Origin of the sequence: Kitasatospora sp. NPDC101183, assembly GCF_044767945.1 — a bacterium.
In the GTDB taxonomy this organism is placed as follows: domain Bacteria; phylum Actinomycetota; class Actinomycetes; order Streptomycetales; family Streptomycetaceae; genus Kitasatospora.
The window spans coordinates 46,988-59,845 of the sequence record NZ_JBIWOW010000031.1; the positions used below are offsets into that span (position 1 = coordinate 46,988).

11 protein-coding genes are annotated in these 12,858 nt (G+C 73.5%); 10 read left to right on the forward strand and 1 reads right to left on the reverse strand.

The genetic code is table 11. The annotated features are described in order from the left end of the window. The first annotated feature begins 22 nt into the window (after positions 1–22). The 4 genes from ACIRRS_RS32615 to ftsH all read left to right on the forward strand — a co-directional run bounded on the left by ACIRRS_RS32615 (position 23) and on the right by ftsH (position 6,746). Positions 23–2,470: a [protein-PII] uridylyltransferase gene (locus ACIRRS_RS32615; RefSeq protein WP_402978589.1), complete on the forward strand. Its 2,448-nt coding sequence runs from the start codon at positions 23–25 to the stop codon at positions 2,468–2,470. 90 nt (positions 2,471–2,560) lie between these two features. Next, on the forward strand, positions 2,561–4,120 hold the full coding sequence (gene ffh / locus ACIRRS_RS32620; protein WP_402978690.1) for a signal recognition particle protein: 1,560 nt from the start codon (positions 2,561–2,563) through the stop codon (positions 4,118–4,120). Positions 4,121–4,174: 54 nt separating this feature from the next. Then, positions 4,175–4,717: a GNAT family N-acetyltransferase gene (locus tag ACIRRS_RS32625; RefSeq protein ID WP_402978592.1), complete on the forward strand. Its 543-nt coding sequence runs from the start codon at positions 4,175–4,177 to the stop codon at positions 4,715–4,717. 94 nt (positions 4,718–4,811) lie between these two features. Continuing rightward, positions 4,812–6,746 (forward strand): ATP-dependent zinc metalloprotease FtsH, encoded by a 1,935-nt coding sequence (gene ftsH / locus ACIRRS_RS32630; RefSeq protein WP_402978595.1) that lies wholly within the window; start codon positions 4,812–4,814, stop codon positions 6,744–6,746. A 79-nt stretch (positions 6,747–6,825) separates the two neighbouring features. On the opposite strand, the gene ACIRRS_RS32635 is transcribed toward ftsH, so the two are convergent. Then, positions 6,826–7,650 (reverse strand): class I SAM-dependent methyltransferase, encoded by an 825-nt coding sequence (locus ACIRRS_RS32635; protein WP_402978598.1) that lies wholly within the window; start codon positions 7,648–7,650, stop codon positions 6,826–6,828. Between the two features lie 187 nt (positions 7,651–7,837). On the opposite strand from ACIRRS_RS32635, the gene proS reads away from it, so the two are divergent. The 6 genes from proS (at position 7,838) to trmD (ending at position 12,853) form a co-directional block, all read left to right on the forward strand. Beyond that, on the forward strand, positions 7,838–9,250 hold the full coding sequence (proS, locus tag ACIRRS_RS32640) for a proline--tRNA ligase (RefSeq protein ID WP_402978600.1): 1,413 nt from the start codon (positions 7,838–7,840) through the stop codon (positions 9,248–9,250). 398 nt (positions 9,251–9,648) lie between these two features. Next, positions 9,649–10,227 (forward strand): hypothetical protein, encoded by a 579-nt coding sequence (locus tag ACIRRS_RS32645; protein ID WP_402978603.1) that lies wholly within the window; start codon positions 9,649–9,651, stop codon positions 10,225–10,227. A gap of 384 nt (positions 10,228–10,611) precedes the next feature. Further along, entirely contained in the window at positions 10,612–11,040 is a 429-nt protein-coding gene (gene rpsP / locus ACIRRS_RS32650; RefSeq protein ID WP_402978606.1) for a 30S ribosomal protein S16, read from the forward strand. A 2-nt stretch (positions 11,041–11,042) separates the two neighbouring features. Then, a complete protein-coding gene (locus ACIRRS_RS32655; protein ID WP_031072120.1) occupies positions 11,043–11,282 on the forward strand; it encodes an RNA-binding protein in 240 nt (79 codons plus the stop codon). Positions 11,283–11,426: 144 nt separating this feature from the next. Next, the gene (rimM, locus tag ACIRRS_RS32660; RefSeq protein ID WP_402978609.1) at positions 11,427–11,984 is read left to right on the forward strand and encodes a ribosome maturation factor RimM; all 558 of its coding nucleotides are present in this window, start codon (positions 11,427–11,429) and stop codon (positions 11,982–11,984) included. Positions 11,985–12,034: 50 nt separating this feature from the next. Next, positions 12,035–12,853, forward strand: a complete 819-nt coding sequence (gene trmD / locus ACIRRS_RS32665) for a tRNA (guanosine(37)-N1)-methyltransferase TrmD (protein WP_402978693.1) — start codon at positions 12,035–12,037, stop codon at positions 12,851–12,853. Positions 12,854–12,858: the final 5 nt, after the last annotated feature.

A 12,858-nucleotide genomic window follows, 5' to 3' on the forward strand; every position in this document is an offset into this window, starting at 1 on the left:
CAGCACGGACGGGACCTCGCGCATGACGACCCCACTCGACCACGCCGACCGCGACGACCAGGCCGACCACGACGACCAGGCCGACTACGCCGCCGCCCGGGCCGCGCTGCTCGACGGCCCCGGCCCCGGCGGCCGCCCCCGCCGCGAGGCGCTCGCCCGCCTCACCGACGACTGGCTGGCCGCCCTGCACGCCGAGTCGGGCGCCCCGCCCGCCGGCGTCGCCCTCGTCGCGGTCGGCGGCTACGGGCGCGGCGAGCTCTCCCCGCGCAGCGACCTGGACGTCCTGCTGCTGCACGAGGGCCCGATCGCCCCCGAGCTGCCCGAGCGGATCTGGTACCCCGTCTGGGATTCGGGCGCCCGGCTCGACCACGCGGTGCGCACCCCCGCCGAGGCCCGCGCCGTCGCCGCCGCCGACCTCAAGGCCCAGCTCGGCCTGCTGGACGCCCGCCACCTCGCCGGGGACGCCTCGCTCACCGCGGCCCTGCGCTCCGCCGTCCTCACCGACTGGCGGGCGAGCGCCCCCGCCCGGCTGCCCGACCTGCGTGAACTCGTCCGCGAGCGGGCCGAGCGGCACGGGGAGCTCTCCTTCCTCCTGGAGCCCGACCTCAAGGAGGCCCGCGGCGGCCTGCGCGACCTCGTCGTGCTGGACGCGATCGCCGCCAGCTGGCTCGCCGACGCCCCCCGCGACGGCCTCGACGCCGCCGCGACACGCCTGGCCGACGTCCGCGACGCGCTGCACCTGACCACCGGCCGGGCCACCGAGCGGCTGAGCCTCCAGGACCAGGACCAGGTCGCCGAGCGGCTCGGCGTGCTGGACGCCGACGCGCTGCTGCGCCAGGTGTACGAGGCCGCCCGCACCGTCGCCTACGCGAGCGACGTCACCTGGCGGGCCGTGGACCGGGTGCTCGCCGCCCGCACCCGCCCGGCCGTCCGCCGGGGCTTCGCCTTCGCGCGGCGCGGCGCCGGCGCCGCGGCCCGGGGCGGGCCTCAGCGCCGCCCGCTGGCCGAGGGCGTGGTCGAGCAGGACGGCGAGGCGGTGCTCGCCCAGGGCGCCCGGCCCGCCGCCGACCCGGTGCTGCCGCTGCGCGCCGCGGCCGCCGCCGCGCAGAACGGGCTGACCGTCTCGTACGCGACGGTGCGCAGGCTCGCCGCCGAGTGCCGCCCGCTGCCGGTGCCCTGGCCGGACGAGGCGCGCGAGCAGCTCGTCACCCTGCTGGGCGCGGGGGAGGCGGCCGTGCCGGTGTGGGAGGCGCTGGAGGCGGAGGGCCTGATCACCCGGCTGCTGCCGGACTGGGAGCGGGTGCGCTGCCGCCCCCAGCGCAACGCCGTGCACCGCTGGACCGTCGACCGGCACCTGGTGGAGACGGCCGTACGGGCCGCCGCGATGACCCGCCGGGTCGCCCGGCCCGACCTGCTGCTGGTCGCCGCGCTGCTGCACGACCTCGGCAAGGGCTGGCCCGGCGACCACAGCGAGGCCGGGGAGGTGATCGTCCGCGACCTCGCCGCCCGGATGGGCTTCCCGCCCGAGGACGTCCGCACCCTGGCGGTGCTCGTACGGCAGCACCTGACGCTCGTCGACACCGCGACCCGGCGCGACCCGGACGACCCGGCCACCGTGGAGGCGATCACCAAGGTGATCGGCACCCTGCCCGAACTGGAACTGCTGCACGCCCTCACCGAGGCGGACGCGCTGGCCACCGGCCCGGCCGCCTGGAGCGGCTGGCGGGCCTCGCTGGTGGACGGCCTGGTCGCCAGGGTCGCCACGCAGCTGGCCGGGGGAGCCGGTTCCGTCACCGAGGCGCCGCCGACCGCCGAGCAGGAGCGCCTCGCCGTCGAGGCCGCCCGCACCGGGGAGCCCGCGCTGTCGCTGCGCGCCCAGGCCGAGGGGGAGCGCCCGGGCGCCGAGCCGATGGGCGTGGAGCTGAACCTGGCCGTCCCCGACCGCCCCGGGCTGCTCGGCACCGCCGCCGGGGTGCTGGCGCTGCACCGGCTGGCCGTCCGCTCGGCCGGTCTGCGCGAGCTGGACCCGATCGGCGCCGGGCCGGTGCTGCTGCTCGCCTGGCGGGTCGCCGCCGAGTACGGGGAACTGCCGGAGGCCGCCCGGCTGCGCGCCGACCTGCGCCGCGCCCTGGACGGCTCGCTGGACGTCGCCCGCCGCCTCGCCGAGCGGGACGCGGCCGCCCCGCGCCGCAAGGGCATCCCCACCCCGCCGCCGCTGGTCGCGGTGGCCCCGGCGGTGGCCTCGGCCAGCGCGACCGTCCTGGAGGTCCGCGCGCACGACGCCCCCGGGCTGCTGCACCGGATCGGCCGGGCGCTGGACGGCGCCGGGGTGCGGGTGCGCACCGCGCACGTCTCCACACTGGGCGCGGAGGCCGTCGACTCCTTCTACCTGACCGACGGGCGCGGCCTGCCGCTGACGCCGGAGCGGGCCGGGGAGGTGGCGGCCGCGGTACGGGCCGTACTGCACTGAGGCAGGGGTGGAGACCGTACCCGGGGCGGCCGGATACCCTTGTGGGCGACGACCGTACCGATACCGATGCCGCAGAGGACCCGCGACGACGTGTTCGACACCCTTTCCGATCGCCTCGCAGCGACGTTCAAGAACCTCCGTGGCAAGGGCCGCCTCAGCGAGGCGGACATCGATGCCACCGCCCGCGAGATCCGCATCGCGCTGCTGGAGGCGGACGTCGCGCTGCCGGTCGTCCGGGCCTTCATCAAGCAGGTCAAGGACCGTGCGCTCGGCGTCGAGGTCTCGGGCGCGCTGAACCCGGCGCAGCAGATCATCAAGATCGTCAACGAGGAGCTCATCGCGATCCTCGGCGGCGAGACCCGCCGGGTGCGGTTCGCGAAGAACGGCCCGACGGTCATCATGCTGGCCGGTCTGCAGGGTGCCGGTAAGACCACCCTCGCGGGCAAGCTCGGCCACTGGCTCAAGTCGCAGAAGCACACCCCGCTGCTGGTCGCCTGCGACCTCCAGCGCCCCAACGCCGTCAACCAGCTCCAGGTGGTCGCCGAGCGCGCCGGCGTGGCCTTCTACGGCCCGCAGCCGGGCAACGGCGTCGGCGACCCGGTGCAGGTGGCCAGGGACTCGATCGAGTACGCCAAGCAGAAGCAGTACGACGTCGTCGTCGTCGACACCGCCGGCCGCCTGGGCATCGACGCCGAGCTGATGCAGCAGGCCGCCGACATCCGCGCCGCGGTGAACCCGGACGAGGTCCTGTTCGTCGTCGACGCCATGGTCGGCCAGGACGCGGTCACCACCGCGCAGGCCTTCCTCGACGGCGTCGACTTCACCGGTGTCGTGCTCTCCAAGCTCGACGGCGACGCCCGGGGCGGCGCCGCCCTGTCGGTCGCGCACGTCACCGGCCGGCAGATCATGTTCGCCTCCAACGGCGAGAAGGTCGACGACTTCGACGCCTTCCACCCCGACCGGATGGCCTCGCGCATCCTCGGCATGGGCGACGTCCTCTCCCTGATCGAGAAGGCCGAGCAGACCTTCTCGCAGGAGGAGGCCGAGAAGATCGCGGCCAAGCTGCGCGGCGGCCCGAAGCAGTTCACCCTGGACGACTTCCTGTCCCAGCTGGAGCAGGTCCAGAAGATGGGCTCGATCTCCAAGCTGCTCGGCATGCTGCCCGGCATGGGCCAGATCCGGGACCAGATCAACAACATCGACGACAAGGACGTCAACCGCGTCGGCGCGATCATCAAGTCGATGACCCCGACCGAGCGCGCCGAGCCGGAGCTGATCAACGGCTCCCGCCGGGCCCGCATCGCCAAGGGCTCGGGCGTCCAGGTCGGCGAGGTGAAGAACCTGGTCGAGCGGTTCTTCGACGCCCGCAAGATGATGTCCGCGATGGCCTCCGGCAAGGGCGTCCCCGGCATGCCGGGCATCCCCGGGATGGGCGGCGGCGCGAAGAAGTCCGGCAAGAAGGCGCCGCAGGCCAAGGGCAAGCGCAAGAGCGGCAACCCGCTGAAGCGACAGCAGGAGGAGGCCGCGGCCGCGCAGCGCCGGGCGCTCGGTCCGGGCGCCCCGGAGGCGGACGGCGGCGCGTTCGGGCTCGGCGCGGGCAAGGGCCCGGCCGACTTCGAGCTCCCGAAGGAGTTCAAGGACCTGCTGTAGAGCGGCCCTTTTCGGTGGCCCGTCGTCCGGTAATCCGGGCGGCGGGCCACCGGCATGTCCGATGATGAGGGCGTGCGAGTGATGATCAGGGCCCCCAGGGCCGAGGACGAGGTCGTGTACGCCGAGGCGGTCCGCAGGTCCGCCGATCACATCGGGCGGTGGAACCCGGTCGAACCGGACGGCCTGCGGGACCTGCTCAAGCGTCAGGGGTCCGGGCTGCGGACCTTCCTGATCATCGACCGGGACACCGGCGGGATGGTCGGCAAGGTGAACGTGGCCAACATCGTGATGGGCCGGTTCTGCAACGCCTCGCTCGGCTACGACGCGTACCTGCCCTTCGCCGGCACCGGGCGGATGACCGAGGGCCTACGCCTGGTCGTCGACCGCTGCTTCGCCCCCGAGTCCGCGGGCGGGCTCGGCCTGCACCGGCTGGAGATCAACGTGCAGCCGGAGAACGACCGTTCCATCGCCATGGCCAAGCGGCTGGGCTTCCGGCACGAGGGGTTCACCCCGCGGATGCTCTTCCTCCAGGGGGACTGGCGCGACCACGAGCGGTACGCGCTGACGGCCGAGGAGTGGCCGGGCTCCGCCGCGTAACCGCTGGTCGAGGGGTGTGACGGCCGGTCGTACGGCGGCTCGGGCGCGGCGTTGCGATTGGCCCGCCCGAGCGCCTGTCCGTATCGTCCGGGGGGTGACCGAACCCGTGCCGCCGCGCCAGACCCCCGACCAGCCCTGGCGGTCCGAGGGCGCCCCGCCCCCGCCGCCGCCCCGCCGCCGGATGCCCGGCGGCTGGACGGGCCTCGTCCTCACCGCCCTCGTGGTGTTCCTGATCTCCGACCTGCTGCTGTCCTTCTTCGGCAACGAGGGCGCGACCACGATCAGCTACACCGAGTTCAACAACCAGCTGAACAAGGGCAACATCACCAAGATCTACGCCAAGGGCGACGCGATCGAGGGCACCCTCAAGAGCGCCCAGCCCAAACCGGACGGCGGCAAGGGCGACTACACCGAGTTCGACACCCAGCGGCCCTCCTTCGCGGGGGACAACCTGTGGGGCACCCTCCAGGAGAAGGGCGTCGAGGTCACCGCCACCTCGCCGGTGCAGCAGCGCAGCTTCCTGACGAACCTGCTGCTCTCGCTCGCCCCGATGCTGCTGCTGGTCTTCATCTGGGTGCTGCTCGCCCGCCGGATGGCCGGCGGGCTCGGCGGCGGGCCGCTCGGCCGCAAGGCCCCGCCCAAGCCCGTCACCGCCGACCAGGGCAAGCGCACCACCTTCGCCGACGTGGCCGGGATCGACGAGGTCGAGGCCGAACTCACCGAGGTCGTCGACTACTTGAAGAACCCCGAGCGCTACCGCAGGCTCGGCGCCAAGATGCCGCGCGGCGTGCTGCTCAGCGGCCCGCCCGGCACCGGCAAGACGCTGCTCGCCCGGGCCGTGGCCGGCGAGGCGGACGTGCCGTTCTTCTCGGCCTCCGCCTCCGAGTTCATCGAGATGATCGTCGGCGTCGGCGCCAGCCGGGTGCGCGAGCTGTTCGCGGAGGCCCGCAAGGTCGCCCCGGCGATCATCTTCATCGACGAGATCGACACCATCGGCCGCCAGCGCGGCGCCGGCGGCGGCATGGGCGGCCACGACGAGCGCGAGCAGACGCTCAACCAGATCCTCACCGAGATGGACGGCTTCACCGGCTCCGAGGGCGTCATCGTCATCGCCGCCACCAACCGGGCCGACGTGCTGGACCCGGCGCTGCTGCGCCCCGGCCGCTTCGACCGGCGGATCACCGTCAGCCCGCCCGACCGCGACGGCCGCGCGGCGATCCTGCGCATCCACACCAGGGCCGTCCCGCTGTCGGGGGACGCGGACCTCACCCAACTCGCCAAGGTCACCCCGGGGATGACGGGCGCGGAGCTGGCCAACCTCGTCAACGAGGCCGCCCTGCTGGCCGTCAAGCGGGACCAGGACGCCGTCAACGAGCGCGACCTCTCGGACGCCCTGGAGAAGGTCCAACTCGGCGCCGTGCGGCCGCTGGTGATGCCGCAGGAGGAGCGCGAGCGGACGGCGTACCACGAGAGCGGGCACGCCCTGCTGGGCATGCTCCAGCCGGGTGCGGACCCCGTCCGCAAGATCACCATCGTGCCGCGCGGGCGCGCCCTGGGCGTGACCCTCTCGACCCCGGAGAACGACCGCTACTCGTACACCGAGCCCTACCTGCGCGGCAGGATCATCGGCGCGCTGGGCGGCATGGCGGCCGAGCAGGTGGTCTACGGGGTGATCACCACGGGCGCCGAGAGCGACCTGGAGCAGGTCACCAACATCGCGCGGGGGATGGCCGGGCGCTGGGGCATGAGCGAGCGCGTCGGGCGGCTCACGGCCGTGCCCAGCGACCCGCAGGGCGCGTACGGGCTCTCGGCCGCGCCGACCACCCTGGACGCGGTGGACGAGGAGGCCCGGCGGATCGTCTCCGAGTGCTACGACGAGGCGGTGCGGCTGCTGACCGAGCAGCGGCACCGGCTGGACGCGCTGGCGGCGGCGCTGCTGGAGGCCGAGACCCTGGACGAGGCCGCGGCGTACCGGGCGGCCGGGGTGCCGCGGAAGACGGAGACGGACGCGGACGACACGCAGGCGTGAACCGTACGGCCGGGGGCGCTCGCCAGAGTGGCGGGCGCCCCCGGTTCGTGCGTCCTGCGGCGTCGTCCGGCGGGGGCGTCTAGCGGGGCCGCTCGGCGATCAGGTAGCGGAAGACGTTCTCCATCCGCACCGAGCCGTCCGGCCGCAGGTACGGCTGCAGCGCCTCCTCCAGCTCCTTGGCCACCAGCGGCGCGCCGGAGAACTCCTCCGCCGCCTCGAACAGGCCGGTGGAGAGCAGTCCGCGCACCGCGCTGTCCAGGTCCGGATAGGCGAACGGGCAGGACACCCGGCCGCTGCCCGCCGGGCGCAGGCCGGCCGGCGCGAGCAGGGACTCCGCCGCGCCGGGCGCCCCGGCCTCGAAGGGGTCGCGCGCACCCGTGCGCCCGGCCATCCGGCGCGCCACGTCCAGCACGGCGGCGCTCTCGCAGCGCTCCGGCGGGCCCCAGACGGCGAGCACCACGTGCCCGCCCGGCAGCGTCTGCCGGGCCGCCTCGGCGACCACCGCGCTCGGGTCCGCGCAGCCGGGCAGCTGCTCGAAGACCGTCACCAGCGAATGGGCCGACCGGGTGGCCGCCGGCGCCGCGCGGGCCCCGTCGCGCACCCGCAGCCGGCGGTCGCGGGCCAGTGCGCGCAGCTCGTCCCCGGGCTCCTGGCCGGCCACCTGGGCGCCGCGCCCGGCCGCCAGCAGCAGGGACAGCCCGGACCGGCAGCCCAGGCCGAGCACGCTGCTCGCCGGGCCGACCTCCAGACGGTCGTGGACCGCCTCGTAGAGCGGCACCAGCATGCGTTCCTGGATCTCCGCCCAGTCGCGCGCCCGAGCGGGCCGCTGCCCCCCGGGCCGCGGGTCGTGCGCCCGTGCGCCCGCGGGTCGTTCGGTCGTGCCGGTCGTGCGAGCTGAAGCCATCGCGGCCTCCCATCCGGTCCTTCGGTGTGCTGCTACGGCTCCCCCAAAGTCCCGCCCCACTCCAGCGAACAGCGGGTCGGGCCCGGCGTCCAGAGGGGTGCGGGGTGGTGCGCGCGCGCCGCGGTCGTGCGCCCCCACGGTGAAACGGATTCGAAGTCGGGGGGCTGGCCCCCGTACCATTCCGCCCATGGCTAAGGCACCCGTTCTCACCCCCCAGGCGGAAGACTTCCCGCGCTGGTACCAGGACCTCATCAACAAGGCCGAGCTGGCCGACAACGGTCCGGTGCGCGGCACCATGGTCATCCGACCGTACGGCTACGGCCTGTGGGAGCGGATGCAGCAGGAGATGGACGCGCGCATCAAGAAGGCGGGCGCCCAGAACGCCTACTTCCCGATGTTCATCCCGCAGTCCTACCTGACCAGGGAGGCCGAGCACGTCGAGGGCTTCGCCCCCGAGCTCGCGGTGGTCACGCACGGCGGCGGCAAGCAGCTGGAGGAGCCGGTCGTCGTCCGGCCCACCTCCGAGACGATCATCAACGAGTACTTCTCCAAGTGGGTGCAGAGCCACCGGGACCTGCCCCTGCTGATCAACCAGTGGGCCAACGTGGTCCGTTGGGAGCTGCGCCCGCGCGTCTTCCTGCGCACCACCGAGTTCCTCTGGCAGGAGGGCCACACCGCCCACGCCACGTACGAGGACGCCCGCGCGTACGCCTCGATGATCCACACCCAGGTCTACGGCGACTTCATGACCAACGTGCTGGGCATCGACGTCGTGCTCGGCCGCAAGACCGCCAAGGAGCGCTTCGCCGGCGCCATCAACACCCTCACGCTCGAGGGCATGATGGGCGACGGCAAGGCGCTGCAGATGGGCACCAGCCACGAGCTGGGCCAGAACTTCGCCAAGGCGTTCAACACCACCTACCAGCTGCAGGGCGCCGAGCGCGAGCACGTCTGGCAGACCTCCTGGGGCGTCTCGACCCGCATGGTCGGCGGCCTGATCATGTCCCACGGCGACGACAACGGCCTGCGGGTGCCCCCGCGCCTGGCCGCCGTCCAGGCCGTCGTGCTGGCCATCAAGGGCGACGACGCGGTGATCGCCAAGGTCCGCGAGATCGGCGCCACGCTGGAGGCCGCCGGCATCCGCGTCGTGGTCGACGACCGCACCGACACCCCGTTCGGCCGCCGCGCCGTGGACTGGGAGCTCAAGGGCGTCCCGGTGCGCATCGAGGTCGGCCCGCGCGACCTGGAGAACGGCACGGCCATGCTGGCGCGCCGCATCCCCGGCGGCAAGGAGCCCGTCTCCATCGACGCGCTGGCCGCGCTGCTGCCGGGCGTCCTGGAGGAGGACCAGGCGCTGCTGCTGCGCCAGTCGCGCGAGCGCCGCGAGGCCCGTACGGTCGACGTCAAGACCCTCGACGAGGCCGTGGAGGCCGCCGCCACCGGCTGGGGCCGGATCTCCTGGGCCGACCTCGGCGCGGAGGGCGAGGCCAAGCTGTCCGAGCAGGGCGTCACGGTGCGCTGCATCGTCGCCGCGGACGGCTCGGTGCCGGCCACGGACGACCAGGAAGGCAACATCGCGATCGTCGCGCGCGCGTACTGATGTCGCTGTGCCGCGTCGGGCGACCGATTACGGCGACATTCGCCCGTAATGCGGTCGGGTAAGAATCCGGTAACTCTTCCCGACCGCCTTGTCGGCCGACATCCCTACTGGCCGGTCAACTCCCGGCATTAACGGAATAGCGGTACGGTGTACGGCCCGTGGCCCTGTCAACTTCGGCAGGGGCCGCGGGCCGTACGTCCTGGGGGCGACAGCCCGTTCCCGGACGGAATTCACCAGGCCCGGCAACTCGCGCGGGCCGAAACCGGCAGGGGGTTGGTCTTGCGTCAGATCCGGAACGCGCAATTCGCGCGCGGCCTTGCATTCCTGGGAGTTCCCTGGGAATTCCCCGAGAACGGGAACATGCGGAACATCGGCTCGCACTCCGTCGTTGGTCTAGCGTGAGCACGACACAGCCCCTCGTTCTCGCGGCCGAACTGGCCGCCGCCTGGAGCGACATCCAGGCCTTCCATCAGGACCTCCCCGACCTGGCCTCGCCCGAGGCCCTGATCGGCGAATCCTCCTCGGCCTGTGGGACGCGGCTCGGTTTCGAGCGCCTGCTCCACGAGGCCGCCCACGGTCTGGCCGCGGCCCGGGACATCCGGGACACCTCGCGGGCAGGCCGCTACCACAACCGGCGCTTCCTCATGCTCGCCTCCGAGCTGGGCCTGGCGCACCCGGTCGAACCGCACGCCAGCAGCGGCTTCTCCCAGGTGACCATGCTCAAGGAGACCCAGGAGCGCTACGCCGGAACCATCGAGCGGCTGGACCGCGCCCTCGGGGCGCACCAGGAAGCGGTGGCCGGCGAGGGCGGGACGCGGGCCTTCCGCGGACCGGCCGCCCGGCACGGCTCCTCCGGGGGCGGCGTCCGGGTCAAGGCGGTCTGCGGCTGCGGGCGCAACGTGCGCGTCGTGCCGTCGGTGCTCGCCCAGGCGTCCATCGTCTGCGGCGCGTGCCAGCAACCGTTCAAGATCGCGTGATCCAGGGGCAGAACCGGTCGACGGCTGTGCGGGCAGCCAGGACCGGGCGGTGCCCCGAACCGTGCGGCACGTGGAGCGCACGGCGTGTGAAGTGAAGGAAAGCCGGAGTACGGCGTCCGGCCGGTCGTGGACCGGCACCGGGCACGGCGACGGAGAGTCTGCGGGCGGACCGGGAGCGGGGGCTCCCGGTCGAGCCTGAGCAGGCCCCCGACAACCGGGTGAAGAGGGTCCCCGGCGCTGTGGCACAATGGACAGCTGAGTACTCGGCAGCCGAGCAGGACCCCTCTCTCCTACGGCTGGCGTGTCCCTTGAACGGCCCGCCCCGCAACCCCACGCGGACGGCGAGGCTGCTCACCCACGTCAACACCAGGAGAATCCACTCCCGTGGCAGTCAAGATCAAGCTGAAGCGTCTCGGCAAGATTCGCTCCCCGCACTACCGCATCGTCGTCGCCGACTCGCGCACCAAGCGTGACGGTCGCGCGATCGAGGAGATCGGCATCTACCAGCCGACCTACAACCCCTCGAAGATCGAGGTCGACACCGACCGCGCCCAGTACTGGCTGTCCGTCGGCGCCCAGCCGACCGAGCCCGTGCTCGCCATCCTCAAGCTGACCGGCGACTGGCAGAAGTTCAAGGGCCTGCCGGCTCCGGCTCCGCTGCTCGTCGCCGAGCCCAAGGTCGAGGACTTCTCGCACCTGTTCGCGAAGGCCGTCGCCGGCTTCGAGGACGCCACCACCGGTGTCGCCATCACCCCGAAGGCCAAGAAGTCGGACAAGGCCGAGGCCGAGGCCGACGCCGCCGTCGAGGCCTGAGCGTGATCGAGGACGCCCTCGACCACTTGGTGAAGGGCATCGTCGAGCACCCCGACGAGGTACAGGTGCGTTCGCGCAACCTGCGTCGGGGCAACACCATCGAGGTGCGTGTGCACCCCGATGACCTCGGCAAGGTGATCGGCCGGGGCGGCCGCACGGCGCGCGCTCTGCGCACCGTGGTCGGCGCCCTGGGCGGTCGCAACGTCCGGGTCGACCTCGTCGACGCGGACAACATTCGCTGACTCCGCCGCTCGTGCGGCCGTCAGGGTCTTGAGGCCGGCCGGGACGCATGTCGTCCCGGCCGGCCTTTTTCGCATTCCGGCGCGTCGGGTGCCCGCGCGCGCCGTCTGTCACAGCACCCCAGGAACTCCAGGAGAACGATCACCGTGCAGCTCGTCGTCGGCAAGATCGGCCGTGCCCACGGCATCAGGGGGGACGTCAGCGTCGAGGTCCGCACCGACGAGCCGGAGCTCCGGCTCGGCCCCGGTGCCGTCGTGCTGACCGACCCGGCCTCGGTCGGGCCGCTGACCGTCGAGTCCGGCCGGGTGCACAGCGGGCGGCTGCTGCTGCGCTTCGCCGGCGTCAAGGACCGCAACGCGGCGGAGGCGCTGCGGGGCACCGTGCTGATCTCCGAGGTCGACCCGGAGGAGAGCCCCGAGGACCCGGAGGAGTACTACGACCACCAGCTCATCGGCTTGGACGTGGTGCTGCAGGACGGCACCCTCGTCGGCGAGCTGACCGAGGTCGTGCACCTGCCCTACCAGGACCTGCTCACCGTGAAGAAGGCGGACGGGACGGAGGTGCTGGTGCCCTTCGTCAGCCAGATCGTGCCGACCGTCGACCTGGAGAACCAGCGCGCCGTCATCACCCCGCCGGCCGGGCTGATCGACCCGGAGACGGCGGAGGTCGCCGGCTCCCGCGAGGCCTCGGAGGAGTCCGAGTGACCGTCGAGGAGACCCCGGACGGGCCGCCGCGGGCCGCTGTCCAGAGCGGCATGCGGATCGACGTCGTCACGATCTTCCCCGAGTACCTGGAGCCGCTGGACGTCTCGCTGGTCGGCAAGGCCCGCGCCCGCGGCCAGCTCGACGTGCACGTCCACGACCTGCGGGAGTGGACGCACGACGTGCACCGCACCGTCGACGACAGCCCGTACGGCGGCGGCCCCGGCATGGTCATGAAGCCCGAGCCCTGGGGCGAGGCGCTGGACGCGGTGCTGGCCGGCGGGCCCGAGGGCGAGGTGCCGACCCTGGTCGTGCCCACCCCGAGCGGGCGGCCGTTCACCCAGGAGCTGGCCCAGGAGCTCGCCGGGCGGCCCTGGCTGGCGTTCACCCCGGCCCGGTACGAGGGCATCGACCGGCGGGTCATCGAGGAGGCGGCCACCCGGATGCCGGTGGTCGAGGCCTCGATCGGCGACTACGTGCTGGCCGGCGGCGAGGTCGCCGTGCTGGTGATGGTCGAGGCGATCGCCCGGCTGCTGCCCGGCGTGCTCGGCAACGCCGAGTCCCACCGCGACGACTCCTTCGCGCCCGGCGCCATGGCCGACCTGCTGGAGGGCCCCGTCTACACCAAGCCCGCCGAGTGGCGCGGTCGCGCGGTGCCGGAGGTGCTGCTCAGCGGCAACCACGGGAAGATCGCCCGCTGGCGGCGCGAGCAGGCCTTCGCCCGGACCCTGGCCAACCGGCCCGACCTGGTCGGGCGCTGGAGCCTCGGCGCCTTCGACAAGAAGGAGCGCGAGGCGCTGAGCGTGCTCGGGCTGGTCTGGGACGAGGGCCTGGGCCGATTTCGGTCCGCGGCCGGTGGTGTGGAAGAATAGGCCGC

What these genes read in the sequence shown, in the direction of transcription:
- trmD (WP_402978693.1), top strand. Translation starts at nt 12,035, where the DNA reads ATGCGGATCGACGTCGTCACGATCTTCCCCGAGTACCTGGAGCCGCTG.
- ACIRRS_RS32635 (WP_402978598.1), bottom strand. Translation starts at nt 7,650, where the DNA reads ATGGCTTCAGCTCGCACGACCGGCACGACCGAACGACCCGCGGGCGCA.
- proS (WP_402978600.1), top strand. Translation starts at nt 7,838, where the DNA reads ATGGCTAAGGCACCCGTTCTCACCCCCCAGGCGGAAGACTTCCCGCGC.
- ACIRRS_RS32615 (WP_402978589.1), top strand. Translation starts at nt 23, where the DNA reads ATGACGACCCCACTCGACCACGCCGACCGCGACGACCAGGCCGACCAC.
- ACIRRS_RS32625 (WP_402978592.1), top strand. Translation starts at nt 4,175, where the DNA reads ATGTCCGATGATGAGGGCGTGCGAGTGATGATCAGGGCCCCCAGGGCC.